The organism is Arthrobacter sp. NPDC093128 (genome assembly GCF_040683875.1).
Taxonomy (GTDB): Bacteria; Actinomycetota; Actinomycetes; order Actinomycetales; family Micrococcaceae; genus Arthrobacter.
In genome coordinates this window covers 65793-82184 of record NZ_JBFBEY010000012.1, presented here as the reverse complement: position 1 = coordinate 82184, position 16392 = coordinate 65793, and the positions used below count along the sequence as shown (strand labels likewise).

Annotated in this window: 13 protein-coding genes; 6 read left to right on the top strand and 7 right to left on the bottom strand. The window is 64.7% G+C overall.

The window, feature by feature from the left end:
* Positions 1-23 precede the first annotated feature (23 nt).
* On the top strand, positions 24-962 hold the full coding sequence (locus AB0N24_RS15385; RefSeq protein ID WP_364125863.1) for a LysR substrate-binding domain-containing protein: 939 nt from the start codon (positions 24-26) through the stop codon (positions 960-962).
* A gap of 36 nt (positions 963-998) precedes the next feature.
* On the opposite strand, the gene AB0N24_RS15380 is transcribed toward AB0N24_RS15385, so the two are convergent.
* Positions 999-3629: an AMP-binding protein gene (locus AB0N24_RS15380; protein WP_364125861.1), complete on the bottom strand. Its 2631-nt coding sequence runs from the start codon at positions 3627-3629 to the stop codon at positions 999-1001.
* 329 nt (positions 3630-3958) lie between these two features.
* Here AB0N24_RS15380 and AB0N24_RS15375 point away from each other — a divergent pair, with 329 nt between their 5' ends.
* The 5 genes from AB0N24_RS15375 (at position 3959) to AB0N24_RS15355 (ending at position 7640) form a co-directional block, all read left to right on the top strand.
* Positions 3959-5326, top strand: a complete 1368-nt coding sequence (locus AB0N24_RS15375; RefSeq protein ID WP_364125858.1) for an MFS transporter — start codon at positions 3959-3961, stop codon at positions 5324-5326.
* A complete protein-coding gene (locus AB0N24_RS15370; protein ID WP_364125856.1) occupies positions 5323-6159 on the top strand; it encodes a RidA family protein in 837 nt (278 codons plus the stop codon). The genes AB0N24_RS15375 and AB0N24_RS15370 overlap by 4 nt, the downstream gene beginning before the upstream one ends.
* Positions 6153-6542: a RidA family protein gene (locus tag AB0N24_RS15365; RefSeq protein ID WP_364125854.1), complete on the top strand. Its 390-nt coding sequence runs from the start codon at positions 6153-6155 to the stop codon at positions 6540-6542. Before AB0N24_RS15370 ends, AB0N24_RS15365 begins: the two co-directional genes overlap by 7 nt.
* Positions 6539-7186 (top strand): RraA family protein, encoded by a 648-nt coding sequence (locus AB0N24_RS15360; RefSeq protein WP_364125851.1) that lies wholly within the window; start codon positions 6539-6541, stop codon positions 7184-7186. Before AB0N24_RS15365 ends, AB0N24_RS15360 begins: the two co-directional genes overlap by 4 nt.
* A 241-nt stretch (positions 7187-7427) precedes the next feature.
* Positions 7428-7640, top strand: a complete 213-nt coding sequence (locus AB0N24_RS15355; protein ID WP_364125849.1) for a hypothetical protein — start codon at positions 7428-7430, stop codon at positions 7638-7640.
* A 23-nt stretch (positions 7641-7663) separates the two neighbouring features.
* Here AB0N24_RS15355 and AB0N24_RS15350 read toward each other — a convergent pair whose 3' ends face one another.
* From AB0N24_RS15350 to AB0N24_RS15325, 6 genes are read right to left on the bottom strand one after another with little or no spacing between them, the layout of a single operon-like run.
* Entirely contained in the window at positions 7664-8896 is a 1233-nt protein-coding gene (locus AB0N24_RS15350; RefSeq protein ID WP_364125846.1) for a PLP-dependent aminotransferase family protein, read from the bottom strand.
* Positions 8893-10182, bottom strand: a complete 1290-nt coding sequence (locus tag AB0N24_RS15345) for a M20 family metallo-hydrolase (RefSeq protein ID WP_364125845.1) — start codon at positions 10180-10182, stop codon at positions 8893-8895. Before AB0N24_RS15345 ends, AB0N24_RS15350 begins: the two co-directional genes overlap by 4 nt.
* Before the next feature lie 9 nt (positions 10183-10191).
* The gene (locus AB0N24_RS15340; RefSeq protein WP_364125843.1) at positions 10192-11925 is read right to left on the bottom strand and encodes an amidohydrolase; all 1734 of its coding nucleotides are present in this window, start codon (positions 11923-11925) and stop codon (positions 10192-10194) included.
* 19 nt (positions 11926-11944) lie between these two features.
* Positions 11945-13351 (bottom strand): gamma-aminobutyraldehyde dehydrogenase, encoded by a 1407-nt coding sequence (locus AB0N24_RS15335; protein ID WP_364125840.1) that lies wholly within the window; start codon positions 13349-13351, stop codon positions 11945-11947.
* 12 nt (positions 13352-13363) lie between these two features.
* Positions 13364-14989 carry a thiamine pyrophosphate-dependent enzyme gene (locus AB0N24_RS15330; RefSeq protein WP_364125838.1) on the bottom strand — a complete coding sequence of 542 codons (1626 nt, stop codon included), beginning with the start codon at positions 14987-14989 and terminating at the stop codon, positions 13364-13366.
* A complete protein-coding gene (locus AB0N24_RS15325; RefSeq protein WP_364125835.1) occupies positions 14986-16317 on the bottom strand; it encodes an MFS transporter in 1332 nt (443 codons plus the stop codon). Before AB0N24_RS15325 ends, AB0N24_RS15330 begins: the two co-directional genes overlap by 4 nt.
* Positions 16318-16392: the final 75 nt, after the last annotated feature.

The window sequence follows — 16392 nt, the reverse complement described above, 5'->3', positions numbered from 1 at the left end:
CAAACACACAGAAGGGTGAACCATTGCTTAACGATGAAGGTCAAGATTTATTCGACATCCGTCGGTTGGCGCTGCTGGTGGAGGTCGTTGAGCAGGGATCGATCACGGCAGCGGCCGAGGTGATGATGTACACGCCGTCAGCCGTTTCCCAGCAACTGCGCAAGCTCGAACAAGAGGTGGGGCAGCCGCTACTGAACCGCCGCTCCCGTGGGGTTGTGCCCACCGAGGCTGGACAGCTGCTGGCGGGCCATGCCCGCAAGATCGTGCGGCAAATGCGGGCAGCCCAATCCGATCTGGACCAGATCGCAGGCCTCAATCGCGGGTCCCTGACCGTCGGCACCTTCCCCACCCTCGCCGGGTCCTTCCTGCCCCTCGTCATCAGGACCTTCAAGAAGCGCTACCCGGCCATCAGCCTGTCGCTGCGCAGCGCACGCTTCGACGAACTCGTGGCAGACCTGGAGTCCGGGGTCACCGGATTGTGCCTGCTGTGGGACTACCCCTGGAATCGCTTCCACGACGAGTCCATCCGCGTAACCGAAGTCTTCCAGGAGAGCACTGTGATTCTGGTAGCCAAGGGGCATCCACTCGCCGGCCGCAATGAAGTGAAAATGGAGGATCTGCGCAAGGAGTCGTGGATAGTCCGCGCTGAGGCGCACCCGGTGGTGGAGGTCCTGCAACGTTCCGCCCACGACGCCGGGTTCGAGCCGACTATTGGCTTCCTGGCGAATGATTACCAAGAGGCGCAGGCCATGGTCAGCGTGGGAATGGGCGTGGCCATGGTGCCCAAAACTGCCGTGGCCCTCCAGCACCCCGACGTGAGGGTGCTCAGTCTCGGGGCCGCCGCGCCCCTGCGGCGGGTATTGCTGGCCCAACGCCAAGACAAGGTCTACGCCCCGGCAGAGGTCGCCTTCCACTCCACGCTGCTGGAAATCGCCCGCGAACGGGCCAGCGATTATCTCTAGAGGACAAGGCCGAGTGAGCGGTGCTAGCCAGGGTGCTCATACGTGCAGGCTGGTTCCCGCCCGTATTTTCAGCTGTGCTATCTGGCGTCTCCTGAGCCACTTTTCCGCCAGGCCCATGGACCGGGTGGCTGCGGCCCAGTAGAGGGTGCCTGCTGCCAGGGAAGCGATGACGGCCATGCCCTTCTGCGCCGGATCCACGAGCGGGTACACCAGCCAATGAGTGACGTAAATGTACAGGGACGCGCTTGCCAGCAGGGCGGTCAGCCGGTGGAGTCCGCGCGGGACGGACAGGGTGGGAAGCCAGAGCAGGATGAGGAAGCCCGCAAGGATCGTTGCGCTACGGTACTGGTCGTCGAAGGATTCAGGGATGGTGAGCAGGGCAATGGCTGTCACGGCTGCCTGCTGCCACAGCGTCCGCGACGCGGCAGCGGCCCAACCCAGACCGAACAGCCATAGGACTGGGCCCTGGCCCGGATAGCGGGTGTCGACAAGGTCGAAGAGCAACGGCAGGTCAACGGCTATCAATGCCAGGGCGAAGGCCCACGGCCATCTGCGCTGGGCACGATCGGCGGCGGGAATCGCCAGCAGGGCGGCGAGACCTAGCAGGATGTGGACCAGGATCTCGATGAACCAGAAGCGGGAATAGTCCGTCCATCCCTCCGGACCCAGCAGGGGATTGAGCAGGAAAACATTTGCCCAAGCATAGGTATCAGTCACTGCGAAGGCGAAGCCGATAACCACAACGCTGGGCGCGATGATCCGTGCAATGCTGCGCAGTTGCCGTCGGAGCCGGGCACGACGGGTGCCGGTCAGCTGGAAGCGCGCAAAGTTATAGCCGGCGACCGCGATGAGTACGTGGGCGGTGCCTTCCCAGTGGAAGAAGCCTATATGTGTCGAGACGATGAAGATGATGGCAACGGCGCGGAGGACAATCCCTGTTTCCATGGGGACAAGCATCCTCCGGTACCATCCCCGCGAAGTGCGCGAAGTCCGACCGCCCGGCTGGCCTGCAGACTCGCCTGTGGTCGCGGCCGCCGGACTCTGCGGGTGGTGCGGGGCAGGCGCAAGTTCGCAGACAGGCATCAGGTGCCAGCCCTTGGGGATGTATCCGAGCGCAAATTCCAGCCGGACCGACGCTGCCACGTAGGACAGCGAGTCACCGCCCAACGAAACGAATGTGTCCGTATCGGCGATGTCCTCCTGTTCAAGGACCTCCGCGAAGATCGTCCGGACGTCAGCAGGGTGTGCTACCGGTTCCGGTCCAGTGACAGTGCCGCAGCCGCCGTCATTATTTTGGGTCGCCAGGGCCAGGACGGCGGGGTAATCAGGCTTTCCGTTGGCGAGCCGCGGTACGGAGTCCACGGAATGAAGCTGCACTGCCGAACGCGGTAGTCCCAAGTCCTGGGCAAGCGTTTTGGCCACCAGGGCAAGGTCGTGGTTGCCTTCCACCGCGGCGACCACTGCATCGTCCGAGCCTGTAGCCGCGGTGGTCAGGCCAAGGTCGGCCAACAGCCGTTCGACCTGGCCCAGGTCTACGCGCAGACCCACGATTTTGACGAACCGGCTGCGCCTGCCAACGATTTCGTAGAGGCCATTGGACCCGCAACTGGCCAGATCACCGGTCTGAAGCTCTGTGATGACCCGTCCCAAGGCAAGGTCTTCGGGCCGTTCGGCGTACCCCAGCATGACGTTGGGACCTGAGTAGACGAGCTCGCCGGCGTCCAGACCGGGGACGGGCTCCAGCCTGAAGGATCCGCCGGGCACGGCCACTCCAATGGCGTGGGGGTACTCTGCTGCCAGGTCAGGGGGCAGGTAGGCCATGCGGGCGGTGGCCTCCGTCTGGCCGTACATGACGAACAGGTCCCAGCCCTGCCGCCGGCCCAGTTCTGCGTAGGAACGTACACGGTCCGGATCCAGCCGCCCGCCGGCCTGAGTAATGTAGCGCAGGCTGGGTATGTCCATGTGCTCAAATCCCACCCGGTCGAGGAGATCGAAGGTGTAGGGCACGGCGGCGAAGGAGGTCACTTTTTCGGTGCGGACCAGTTCCCAGAAACACGGGTCCACGACTGAGAGGTCGGTCAGCGCCAGGGACGCGCCCACCAGGAGGTGGCTGTTCACCACACTCATCCCGTAACAGTAGGAGAGGGGGAGCGTGGTGGCCGCGGCGTCGCTGGGACGCAGGTGCAGGTACTGGGCGATCGCTAACGCATTGGCCTGCACGGAGTCACCGGACAGGCGGACGAGTTTGGGCGAACCGGTGGATCCGGAGGTGCTCAGCAGAAGCGCCAGCTCCGGGTGCAGCTCATGCCGGGTTTCTTCCCGGCGTACGTCCAGTACCGCCTCACCGTCGGATGCGCGGACCACGACATCCGGATCGTACGCGGCAACGAGCGTCTCGGTGGCCGTCCCGCCGCCCGTGGGCAGGATAAGCAATGGATTGCCGGAAGACAGGGCGGCCATGTAGACCACCAGGGACGGGAGGGAGTTCTCGGCCTCGAGGGCAATCAGCCGCCGGCCGGGGCCGAAGGTACGGGTCGTGTCCTCCACGCGTCGTGCCAGTTCGCTGTAGCTCACTGATTGGTCTTTGGTCCTGATGGCGGGGCGGTCTCCGAAGCCGGCCAGCTTGGCGGCGAACGAGACGCCGGCCAAGTCTGGCTGTACATCCACGCCCTGCACAGTAGAAGGGAAAGCTAACCTAACTCAAGTGGACTTTGTCACCGGCCGCGAACGTTACGCGGCAGACAGGACACCGACCCCTGAGGGGGCGCGGTTAGGCCGAACACCACCACAGTGAGCACGACGCAGGCGACGACACTCTTCGCCGCGACCGCCACAACGACCCGTTCCCGTCATCGTCGGGCATTTGGGCATATGCCCCGTTTTAACCCCACAACCGGGGGAAAAACTCTCTTGAATTGTGATGTGGCGCACACCAGAGTTGAGTGCACCGATCGGTCCCATTTCACATCAGCCACCTCTCACGTTGGAGAAGAGCCATGCCTCAATCATCCGTTGCTCCACCCGCAACAACGTCCGGTCCCAAAGCGGACAAGATGCGAAAGATCGCAGTAGCCAGCGTTATCGGAACCACTGTCGAGTGGTACGACCTGTTCCTCTTTGCTACCGCCTCGGCCCTTGTTTTCAACAAGATCTTCTTCCCGAGCTTTGATGCGTTGGTCGGAACCATGTTGGCGTTCGGCACCTTCGCTGCTGCCTATGTCGCCCGAATGGCCGGCGCCGCCCTCTTCGGCCACTTCGGTGACCGGATGGGGCGCAAATCGATGCTCCTCACATCACTGTTGACGATGGGTGCCGCGACGTTTGCAATCGGCCTCCTGCCGGACTACGCAACAATCGGCATCGCAGCGCCGATCCTTCTGCTCTTGCTTCGAGTCATCCAGGGACTGGCCCTGGGCGGGGAATGGGGCGGAGCAGTCCTGATGGTGGTGGAGCATTCCCCGAAGGACAAGCGTGGATTCTACGGATCCCTGGTCCAGGTCGGTGTCCCCGGCGGAACGATGATCGCCAACCTCGTGTTCCTGATCATCGCCGGAATCATGCCTGAGGAAGCCCTCCTTGCATGGGGCTGGCGGATTCCTTTCCTCGCCAGTGTCATCCTCGTTGCTGTGGGTCTCTACATTCGGCTGACCCTCGAAGAGACTCCCTCATTCCAGGCTGTCAAGGACGCGGGAGCCAAAGCAAAAATGCCGCTGGCGGAATTGTTGCGAAAGTATTGGAAGCAGGTTCTTCTCGGCGCGCTGGCGACTATTTCCACCGGAACAGCCTTCAATATTCTGGTTGCGTTCGGGCTGACCTACGGCAAGACAAAGCTGGGGTTTTCCACGAATGACATGCTGATTGCAGTCCTGGCGGCTTGCGCGGTGGGAATCATCATGCTCCCGGTTTTCGGCAAATTATCAGACAAGTTCGGCCGCAAGCCGATTATCGTCGGCGGGATAGTAGCCGAGATCGTGGTCGCATTCCCGCTGTTCTGGCTGATGGACACCCGTTCCCTCGCCGGCTTGGTCTTCGGATACATCCTGCTGATGACGGCATTTTGTGCGAACTACGGACCGATCGCGACTTTCCTGGCCGAACTCTTCGGTTCGCGGGTGCGGTACTCCGGTCTCTCTGTCGCCTACATGCTCGCCGGTCTCCTTGGCAGCGCCATTACACCGGTCGCCACAACGGCTTTGCTGAACGCCACAGGCCAAGGGTCCTCCGTGGCATGGTTCATGATCGGCTCGGCTGCTGTTTCCCTCGTAGCGCTGCTCCTCCTCACTGAAACGCTGCGTTCCAACATCGACGCAATCCACGAGGCTCCCTCCGAGGTTGCCGACCGCGACGAACTTGCCCGCGCATGATCCGCCGCATCGGCACACCGGACGGCGTCAACGCCCGCTCCAGTCCATCGCCCCGGGCCATCGTGGCCAATGGCTTGGTGTTTACCTCAGGGCAGGTACCGCTGCGCTCCGTCCCTGAAGACGAGAGCCGGAACTTCGCCGACGACGTCCGCCTGGCGCTGGAAAACCTCGCCGCGACTCTCGAAGAGTCTGGGTCCAGCCTGAAACACGCACTGAAAATAACGACGTTCCTCACCGATCCACGGCTGGCCGAATATAACGAGATCTACGCGGACGTCTTCGGCGAAAACCTTCCTGCCAGAACGACAGTTATGGTGTCCGAAAGCGATTACAGCATCGAAATCCATTGCATAGCGGCGGTGGCACACGGCCAAAAGCCACCGCTTATTCGCCGCATCGCCAACGCTCCAGGAATGGCTCCGGTCCTTGGACCCTATTCCCAGGCCGTCGTCGCAAACGGAATGGTCTTCACGTCAGGCCAGATCCCGGCCCGAACCAGCATGCAGGACCAGCCGGAGGACTTCGCCGGAAAGGTCCGCCAGACCCTGGCCAACCTGGAAGCCATTCTCCTTGAGGCGGGCTCTGATCTCGCCCACGTCGCGAAGGTCACCACCTACTTGACGGACCCGGAGCAGTTGGTTGAATACAACGGAGTGTACGCCGAGGCTTTCGAGTCAACGTTGCCGGCCCGCACTTCATGCTGCGTTGGCATCTGGGACATAGCGCTGGAAATCGAGTGCATTGCGTTCGTGGCGGACGGACCGCCCCAGGGCCCATTTACGCATGAGCCGAAATTCGTCTCAGTTACTCAGGAAGCGGTGCAGGCATGCTGACGCGACTGGCTACATTTCCAGGTATGGCGGCCTCGGTGGGACCGTTCTCCCAAGCTGTGGTTGCAGGGGGATTTGTCTTCACCACAGGCCAGATCCCTCTGATCGCCGGAACGGACGATCGGCCGGCGGACTTTGGCGGGAAAGTCCGCCAGGTGCTGACCAATCTCCAAACCGTTCTTGAAGGGGCGGGCTCCAGCCTTGACCACGTTGTCAACGTGACCGTGTATTTATCCGACCAGAGTCAGGACGAGGAGTATCGCCGCATCTATGCTGATGTCTTCGGTTTCCGTGCACCTGCACTCACGTCGATCTGCGTGGGGATCTGGGATTTCTCCTTCGAGATTCAGTGCATTGCTGTCTTGAAGGAGGGCAGCAGCTCATGAACGGCACAATTCGTCTGACCCAGGCCTTGGATGCCGAGCTGGTCAGCCGGCTTCAGTCCGTGAGCTTTCCCACCATCGGGCATTTCCTGGAGGAAGGGTTCCTCGACTCGGGCATCCGGTCGATGCTCCGGAACGTTCACCTTGTTGGCCGGGCCGTGACCGTTCGCATTGCCTCCGCGGATGCCTTCGCCACGAACCGGGCGCTGGCGCTTCTTGAGCCTGGCGATGTCCTTGTCATCGAAACAGGGCATGATACCACTCATGCCCCTGTGGGTGCTGTCACCGCCTATGCAGCCCAATGCGCCGGCGCCGCAGGGATCGTCGTGGACGGTGTGGTGACTGACATCGTGGAGCTCCGGAGCGCGGGGCTTCCGGTGTTCGCCCGCGGTACCAGTGTCCTCACGGCAAAGCGCACGTTCGATGCCAACAGTGCCGTGAATGTTCCTGTGCTGTGCGGCGGGGTGATGGTGCACCCCGGCGACGTCGTGATGGCGGACGATAACGGTGTCCTGGTTCTCTCGCCGGAGGATGCCGCTGCCATTGTTGACCTCGCACTGACAACGGATCGTGCTGAGCCGGACATTCTGCGACGCCTGCGTTCGGGAGAGGCTATCGACACGGTTCTTCCCGGCGGCATGGAATAAGCCCCACGCGCCCGGCCGGGATATCCCGGCCGGGCGCTTTGCTGTTTCACTTAAACCGAGTCCACGGTTGGGGTGTCAGTGGCGGGCCGCAGAGCGATGCGGATCCAACGCGCGAACGACCGGTCGAGGATGGTGACCAAGGCATCGACCTGGTCTGGGCGCAACTTGTCCAGAATGAGCGACCGAGCCCTCGTCGTTTTAGATCGGCGAGGCTTCAGAGACCAGCCGTCGGCCGGCCTGCGTGATGGTGATTCTCGGCGCCCGAGCATCACCCGACGAGCGAAGCCGCGCACCGAGCGACACCCCGTTCGACTGGGACGATCGGGCCACCTGGCCCGCCGCGCTCGAGGGCGCGGGCCCACGACTTATGTCCTTCGCCGACACCGCCCGCGAACCAAGGGCCGCCACAGGATGCAGCATCACCTACATTCCCGTCACCGTGTGGAGCATTTAGTCCAGGGGAGCCGCGAGGCGGCTTTAGAGCCGTGCGAGCACTGTAGCGAGCCGGTGGATGCCCTTAGTGATGAGGTCGGGGCTGAGCGCGCTGAATGCCAGGCGCAGCTGATGGGACGGCGCGGTGCTCGGCGAAAACGCGGCTCCCGGGAAGAACACCACACCGGCGACTACCGCCGTCTTGATGAGTGCCTGGGTGTCCGCCGACCCAGGCAACGTGAGCCAGGTGAAGAAGCCGCCTTCAGGCCTGGTCCAGGTCACGCCGTCGGGCATGGTCTCCGAGAGCGCAGAAAGGGCCGCGTCGCTTCGGAGCCGGTAGGCGGCCCGGGAGAGATCGAGCTGGCCCTGCCAGTCGTAGTCGCGCAGATAAGCAGAGGTGAGCATCTGGTTGAAGGCCGGCGGGCACAGGGTGCTGGACTCTCCGATGATGAGGAAGCGCTGCTTCAACTGGGGCGGAACCAACGCCCAGCCGAGCCTGAGCCCGGGAGAAAATATCTTGGAGAAGGAACTCAAATAGATGACGTCCAAGGGGTTGGCCGCCCGCATTGCAGGGAGCGCGTCTCCACGGTAGCGGAGCAAGCCATACGGGTTGTCTTCCACCACAAGGATGTTGGCATTCCGGCAGATGTCCACTACCTGCTGCCGCCGCTCCAGGCTGAGCGTTACACCGGTCGGATTGTTGAAGTTGGGAATCGTGTAGAGGAACTTGATGTGCTTCCCCAGTCCCCGTAACGCGTCGATGCGTTCCTGCAGAGCTTCCGGGATCAGCCCCTCGGAGTCCGTCAGGACCGGCTGGACGTCTACTTCATAGATGGAAAACGTGCCGAGGGCGCCCATGTATGTGGCATCATCCGTCAGCACCGTGTCCCCCGGATCGCAAAGAATCTTCGTCACGGTGTCAAGGGCGGACTGGGATCCGATGGTCACGGAAACGTCGTCGGGGTCGGCGTCAGTAATGCCCTCGAGGGACATGATCGTGCAGATCTGCGACCGCAGTTCCTCGGTTCCCTGTTCCGCACCGTACTGCAGCGCCCGGGAACCCTGGCTGGAGATGATGGCGGCCGCCGTCTCGCCAAGGGCATCGAGGGGCAGTGCGCCGACGTCGGGGTTTCCACCTGCCAGCGAAATAATCCCTGGCCGGGCAGCGGCGGCAAAGATCTCCCGCACGGCCGTGGACGGGGTGGGTGCAGCCCGTCGGGCCCACAGTTCCGTGTGGTCCGGGCGGACGGACATGACGTCCGGCCCCATCACGGTCATGGTGCGGTTTCCCCAGCGGTGGACACGGGCTCCAGCGCGCCGTTGCAGAGCCTGTTGGTCACTTCGGTGAGCATGGCGAGGCCCGCCACGATGTCCTCGTCGGTGGTGTATTCGTGTTCGTTGTGCGAGATGCCGTCCACGCTGGGCACGAAAAGCATCACGGTGGGCACAATGTCCTTCATGTTGGTGGAGTCGTGCCCGGCCAGGGTCATCACCGGCTTGTTCTCCAGGCCAAGGTCGGCCGCCACCTTGGCCGCGAGTTCAACGCCCTCGGGCTGGTACGGGGTCACCGGCCAGGAGTGGGAGTGGCTGCGTTCCACGGTGACGTTCGCCATCCGCTCAATCTCGGTGATCCGCCGGTGCAGGAGGGCATCCGCTTCAGCCAGGACACCTTCGTCGGCACTGCGCAGGTCCAGCAGCAGGTTCACGCGGGACGGCACCACCACCGGCGAGTTGGGGTAGACGGTCAGCTGCCCCACCGAGGTGTGCATCACGCCCGGGAAGCGGTCGGCCAGCTCGCGGGCGGCCACCACCATCATGGAGGCGCCCAGCAGGGCGTCCTTGCGGTCGGCGATCACCGTGGAGCCGGTGTGGGCCTGCTCGCCGTTGACCACGAATTCGTACTTGTTGGCCGCCCAGTTGGAGTGGACCAGGCCGATGGTGATGCCTTCCCGCTCCATGCTGCGGCCCTGCTCGATGTGGATCTCGGCGCAGAAGGCGGCGTCCGGCCCTTCGTAGTCCCCCCGGCAGCCGATGGCATCGAGTGCGTCGCGGACGGAGACCCCGGCGGCATCGGTGGTGGCCAAAGCCGTCTCCAGCGCCAGCTTTCCGGTGTACACCGAGGAACCCATCATGGAGGGCTTGAAACGCGAGCCTTCCTCGTTGAACCAGTTCACCACTGCGATATTGAACCTGGGCCGGCCGTCCGGACCCGCGGCGTTCCACTGCTCCACCAGGCGGAACGCGGCGTGCGCCGCGGCGAGAACGCCGTAGGCACCGTCGTAACGTCCCGCCGTCGGCTGCGAGTCCATGTGCGAGCCCACCACCACAAAAGGCGCCCCCGGAACGGCCTCGTAAAGGCCCCACTGGTTTCCGACCCTGTCAGACGTTACGGTGAAGCCGCGGCCCTCGAGAAGACCCGCAAGCCAGCGCCGCTGCTCGCCGTCGGGCGTGGTCGCCGCTTGGCGGTCCACACCGCCGTTCTCCGTTGATCCGAACTGGCCCATGATCCGGAAGTCCCGGATGAACTCGACATCCTCGGTGCTGAAAGCTGTTGTGGTGGTCAAGGTATTCCCCTATGAATCGTCTGATGGGATGTGCTGCAGCACCCTGGGCCCGCCATCGGTCGCCTGCAGGCCAGGAGTTAGATGGGTGAATGTCCCGCCGACGGAGGTGGCGAGCACTCGGAGCCCGGAGATATCGTCGACGGCGAGCGGAGAGCCGGACAGGACAGCGAAGTCCGCCAGTTTCCCGGGGGTCAGTGCGCCCTTGAGATGGGACATGCCCGTGGCCGCGGCAGCTCCGGTGGTGTAGGCCGCCAGGGCCTGGCGGGGGGTCAGCCGCTCATCCGGGTTCCCGAAGACATTCCCGGTTGAGGTGCGCCGGTCCACGAAGGCCTGCATTCCGCGGAGGACGTTGCCGTCTGCCACCGGACGGTCCGAGCTGCCGGCGAGGGTCACGCCGGCGGCCAGGAATGACGCCGCGCGGTAGGCCCAGCCCAGCCGTTCCTGGCCCAGCGATGCGGTCATGCCGTCCCCTCCGTCGGCGAAGAAGCTGGCCTGCGGGGTGACCGCGATTTCTGCCTCCGCGATCCGGGCCACCTGTTCAGGCCTGGTGATGGACGCGTGTTCAATCCGGTTCGGCACGGTCCGCGGCCCGTACTTTTCCGCGCACGCCGTGATGATGTCAATCGCCAGGTCGACGGCCCGGTCGCCGATGGCATGGGCGGCTACGGACCAGCCTGCCGCGTAGGCTGCCTCGATCCGGTTCCGCAGCGATTCCGGATCGGCTTGGAAATACCCGGTGTTGCTGCTGTTGTCGGTGTGTCCGTGGCTGCAGTAGGCCTCGCTGACGGCCGCCGTTTCGCCCAGCAGCGAGCCGTCCAGGAAGACTTTGGCCGGCCCGAGGGAGAGAAATTCGTTGCCGAATCCGCTATACATGCCCAGATCGAGGCCCGCCGCTCCGGCCGGATCGGCGCCATGCCCGTCCAGCGGGTGGAGCGCATCCAGGACGGGCATGAGCTGCGCGCGTGCGTGCAGCCTGCCGTTGGCCATGGCCTGCTGGTAGGCGGCCAGTTCCACGGGGCTGTGGCCGATCCATCCGCCGCCGATACCGGCCTCCGTGAAGCTGGTAATGCCTTCCGTGGCGTAGTACCGGGTTCCCCGGTCCAGTGCGGCTTCGATGCCAGCCACGGTGTAGGGCAGGATCAGCTGTTGGATCAGCTGCTGGGCGGTCTCCTGGACCAGTCCCGTGGGCCGGCCGGCGGCGTCGCGGACTATCACGCCGCCGTCGGGGTCGGGAAACGATGGTGACTCGGCACCCGCCAGTCGTAGCGCGGCGGTGTTCACCACCGCCATGTGCCCCGAGTTGTGCCGGATAAACAGCGGCCGGTTTCCCGTGATCCGATCCAGTACGGCGATGTCAGGAAATTTGCCCCCATATTGGGTCTGGCTGAATCCGGTGGCCATGAGCCATCCGGTCTCCTGGTCCGGGGTTTCCTCCTCGCCGGCGGCCCCCATCGTGGCCATGTCCGCCTCCAGCAGGGCGTAGAGCTGGTCCAGGCCGCGGGCGCCGGAGACGTCCACTTCGCCCAGGCCCAGCCCGAACCAGGTGGTGTGGCAGTGGGCGTCGATGAAGCCGGGAGTCACGGTAGCGCCGTCCAGGTCCAGGACCTGTGCCGCGTCCAGTCCGTCCAGGTCTTCATCGAGGCCGACGATGCGGCCTTGCCAGATTCCCAGCGAGGTGGCGTGCGGGTGGCGGTCATCCATGGTGATGATGTCCGCGTTGCGGAGCAGGAGATCGAGTTTCATGGGTTACCTAGCGTGGTTCTCAGCGGTGGGAGGTGGTGACGGACTTGATGCGGGTGTAGTCCTCGAGCCCGAAGACGGACAGGTCCTTGCCTGTTCCGGAGTGCTTGAAGCCGCCGTGCGGGGCCTCGGCCGGGATCACCTGGTGGCAGTTGATCCAGACGGAGCCGAAGTCGAGCTCGTTGGATACCCGGGTGACCACACCGTGGTTGTCGGACCAGACGCTGGAGGCCAGCGCGTACTTGGTGCCGTTGGCCAGCTCAATGGCTTCCTCCTCCGTGGCGAACGGCTGCACAGTGACGACGGGACCGAAGATCTCGTCGCACACCACCTCGTCGCTCTGGAAGACGCCGTCGATCACCGTGGGCTCGAAGTAGTAACCGGTGCCGGTACGCTTACCGCCGGAGAGGACGGTGGCGTTGGCCGGGAGCCGGGACATAAAGCCCTCCACCCGCTCAAGCTGCGCGGCGCTGTTCAGCGGGCCGAGGTCCGCGTCGTCGCCACCCACGGTAAGCGCGGCCGCAGCGGCACCGAGCGCCGCCGCGAACTCAGCATGAATGGACTGCTCCACCAGCACGCGAGTGACAGCGGTGCAGTCCTGGCCGGCGTTGAAGAAGGCGCTCAGCGCGATTTCCTTGGCTGTCCGGGCGATGTCCACGTCGGCGAAGACAATCGCAGGCGCCTTGCCGCCGAGTTCCAGGTGGACGTCCTTGAGTGTCTTGGCCGCGGCGGACATGACCTGGGCGCCGGCACGGGTGGAACCGGTGATGGAGACCATTTCGGGAATCTCGTGATCGACCATCGCGGCGCCGGCGTCGCGGCCGCCGCAGACGATGTTGACGACGCCGGCCGGGAACACTTCCTGGGCCAGTTCGCCCAGGAGCACCGTGGACCACGGCGTGGTGTCCGCGGGCTTGAGGACCAGGGTGTTGCCGACGGCCAGGGCAGGGCCGATCTTCCAGATGGCCATCATGAACGGGTAGTTCCACGGGGTGATCTGCGCGACCACGCCCAGCGGCTCGCGCCGGATGGTGGAGGTGAAGCCCTGGACGTACTCCGTGGAAGCCGTCCCGGACACTACCCGGCACGCGCCGGCGAAGAACCGCAGCTGGTCCGCGCCGCGCAGGATCTCCAGTTCACGGGTCGCGGCCCGGGGCTTGCCCGTGCACGCGACTTCGGCCTCGAGCAGGCGGTCCGCGTTGGTTTCGATGAGGTCCGCAAGCTGCAGCAGCAGCGCCTGGCGTTCGCCCGGCGTCGTGCGCTTGTAGGCCTTGAACGCCTGCTGCGCGGCCTGGAAGGCGAGGCCGACGGCGGTTGCGTCGCTGTCCGGGGCGGTGCCGATCTGGAGTCCCGTGGCGGGGTCGAAGAACGGCAAGGAGCCCGCAGCCGGAACGGACTGGCCGTTGATGATGTTGTTCAGCGTGATCATGGAATGCTCCGGTCAGTTGCTGGCGGTCTTGGGTGAACGGGTGGCGGGGTCCTGCGGCAGGTGCAGTACGGCCGGGAGCGCGGAATCGGCGGCCCGGCGGAAAGCGGCGGCGAACTCCTCGGCCCTGTCCACGCGTTCCCCATAGCCGCCATAGGAGCGGGCCAGAGCGGCGAAGTCCGGATTGGTCATGTGCGTGCCGGACGGACGGCCCGGGTAGTGGCCTTCCTGGTGTTCGCGGATAGTGGCGAAGATGCCGTTGTCCACCACCAGCACGATGAACCTGCCGCCGTGCCCCATGGCAGTGGCGATTTCCTGGCCGTTCATCATGAAGCAGCCGTCACCGGCCACCGAGATGACCTGCCGGCCCGGAAAGGCCAGCGAGGCGGCCACGGCGGCGGGGATGCCCATGCCCATGGCGCCGTTGCGCGGGGCGGCCAGGGAGTTTGCCGAGTTGTGCTTCAGGTAGCGGGCCGGCCACAGCGTGTGGTTCCCGGCCCCGTAGGTGATGACGGCGTCGTCGTCCATTTCCTGCTTCAGGATTTCCATCACGACTGCGAGGTCTGCCCCGGTGCCACCATCAGGCTGGGCGGAAGAGAACTTTTCGTAATCGGCGCGGGCCTCGGCCAGCCAGCCGGCGGCGGGCTGTACGGCGGATGCCGTGGCAGCGAGGGCGTGCGAGAACGATGCCACATGGGCGGGAATGTGCTGGTCCAGCCGGCCGAAGTGGCCCAGCAGGTCGGCATCGAGGTTGACCACCACGGTGACGGCATCCAGGCCGCGCTTATAGCCATCCGAGAGAACGTCGGCGCGGACGCAGCCCACGAAGACCAGCAGGTCTGCTTCGTCGAGCCGGCGGGCGTTGTTATCGCTGCGGGCGTAGCCGAGGTAGCCGGCGTAGGCGTCGCTGTCGTGGGGAAAAGCGTCGTAAGCGCGGAAGTCAGCCAGGACGGGCACGCCGTGGCGGGAAGCCCAGCCGGCCAACGCTTCGGAAGAAGCCTGGTTCCAGCCCTCGCCGCCGACCACGATCAGCGGCTTGCGTGCTGCCGCCAGGCGCTGCTCCAGCGCGGCGAGGTCCGAGGCTGTCGGTTCGGTCCGTGCAACGGCGCGCGGTTCCACCGTGCCGGATTCGATGGCGTGGACCAGGACGTCCTCAGGGAGCCCGATCACCACCGGGCCGGGTCGGCCGCTCAGGGCGGTGAAGATCGCGTCGTCCACCACGAGGGCGGCGGACGCGGCGTCGTCGAGCGTCACCACTTTCTTGGCGGTGCTGCCGAACCAGGCGTTGATGTCGAATTCCTGGAAGGATTCGCGGCCGCGGTCCGCCACCGGGATGAGGCCCACAAAGAGGATCAAGGGGGTGGCGTCCTGGTGGGCGGTGTGGATGGCAATGAAGGCGTTGGCCGCACCGGGGCCCCGGGTCACCATGGCCACGCCGGGCAGCTCAGTGAGCCGGCCCTCGGCGAGGGCCATAAAGCCGGCGCCGCCTTCGTGCCGGGTCACCACGGTTTCAATGCTGGAGCCGTGCAGGCCATCCAGCACGTCCAGGAAGCTTTCGCCCGGGACGCCGTAGACGCGTTGGATGCCGGCACGTTCAAGCTGGGCAACGATCAGGTGCCCCGCGGTGGTTGAGGTGTTCAATGCTTCATTCCCTCTTCTTCGATGCTGAGTGCAGGCAGGAAAATACCGGACAGCGCCGTCATGACGGACACCACCAGCAGGATGATGGCGCCAGGCCAGAACGAGTTGCCGCTGGCGGCAACCAGTGCGGTGGCAATCAGCGGCACGAAGCCGGAAATGACGCCGGCGCTGTTGGAGGTGATGGCCACCCCGGTGTACCGGACCTTCGTGGCGAAGAGCGAGGTCAACGCTGTGCCGGAGACGGCGTAGGGGACCGAAAGTGTGCACACGCCGACGATCATGGCCAGGATCACCAGAACCGGGTTGGCGGTGTCGATCGCGAGGAAGACGGGTACAGCGACAACAGCGGAGGCGATGCCGCCCCAGAGGATGACCTTGCTGGCGCCGTACTTCTCGCCCATCCGTCCTGCCCAGATCAGCACGAAGATCTCGAACACAGCCGCGAGGAGCGAGCCAATGAGGAGGATCTCGTAGGGCATCTTGAGGACCTTGGTACCGTAGAAGACCACGAAGCTGGTGATGAGATAGAAGCCGCCGATGCCCAGCAGCGCCGAGCACCCGCCCACCAGGATCTGGCGCCAGCTCTTGGTCAGGACGCCCCGGATGGGGGCGTGCTCCGTCTCGCCGGACTCCATGAGTGCCTCGAACTCGGGCGATTCACTGAGCTTGCTGCGGATCCACATCGAGATGGCCAGCAGCGGGATGGCCGCCACGAACGGTATGCGCCAGCCCCAGGCATCGAAGTTGGTCTGCCCAACGAGGTAGAGCATGCCGAAGAAGCCGCCGGAGGACAGGATGGTGCCGATCGGGGAACCGATCTGCGGCAGCGCCGCGTAGCGTGCACGCTTGGAAACGGGGGCGTTTTCGACGGCGATGATCACCGCACCGCTCCACTCGCCGCCCACTGCCAGGCCCTGCAGGATGCGCAGCGCGACCAGGATGATCGGGGCCGCGACGCCGATGGTCGCATAGTTCGGCAGCAGACCGATCAGGCCCGTGACAACGCCGATGCCCACGATCGTGATCATCAGGATCTTCTTGCGCCCCACCTTGTCGCCCAGGGCTCCGAAGATGAATCCGCCGATGGGCCGCGCCACGAAGCCCACGGCAAGCGTGGCGAAGGAACTCATGGCGGCGACAAAGGGGTCCTCGGAAACGAAGTACTGGGCGTTGAACACCAGGGCGGCTGCTGTGGTGAAGAGGAAGAAGTCGTACCACTCCAGCGCGGTCCCCACGAGAGCGGCCAGGGCCACCTTCCTCGTGACGCGCTCATCAACAACGCGGGGCACCTGTGCTTCCAGACCGGTTGGGGGGCTGCTACTTGCCATGATGATTTCTCCAAATGCAAAAGTTGGTTCGAGTAGTGCTCGGTAGGGGGAACCGAAAGAGGGCTGTGATAGGAC

Bases quoted from the DNA above. Each gene is read 5' to 3' on its own strand.
- AB0N24_RS15375 (WP_364125858.1), top strand. From the start codon at position 3,959: ATGCCTCAATCATCCGTTGCTCCACCCGCAACAACGTCCGGTCCCAAA.
- AB0N24_RS15370 (WP_364125856.1), top strand. From the start codon at position 5,323: ATGATCCGCCGCATCGGCACACCGGACGGCGTCAACGCCCGCTCCAGT.
- AB0N24_RS15365 (WP_364125854.1), top strand. From the start codon at position 6,153: ATGCTGACGCGACTGGCTACATTTCCAGGTATGGCGGCCTCGGTGGGA.
- AB0N24_RS15360 (WP_364125851.1), top strand. From the start codon at position 6,539: ATGAACGGCACAATTCGTCTGACCCAGGCCTTGGATGCCGAGCTGGTC.
- AB0N24_RS15350 (WP_364125846.1), bottom strand. From the start codon at position 8,896: ATGACCGTGATGGGGCCGGACGTCATGTCCGTCCGCCCGGACCACACG.
- AB0N24_RS15340 (WP_364125843.1), bottom strand. From the start codon at position 11,925: ATGAAACTCGATCTCCTGCTCCGCAACGCGGACATCATCACCATGGAT.
- AB0N24_RS15335 (WP_364125840.1), bottom strand. From the start codon at position 13,351: ATGATCACGCTGAACAACATCATCAACGGCCAGTCCGTTCCGGCTGCG.
- AB0N24_RS15325 (WP_364125835.1), bottom strand. From the start codon at position 16,317: ATGGCAAGTAGCAGCCCCCCAACCGGTCTGGAAGCACAGGTGCCCCGC.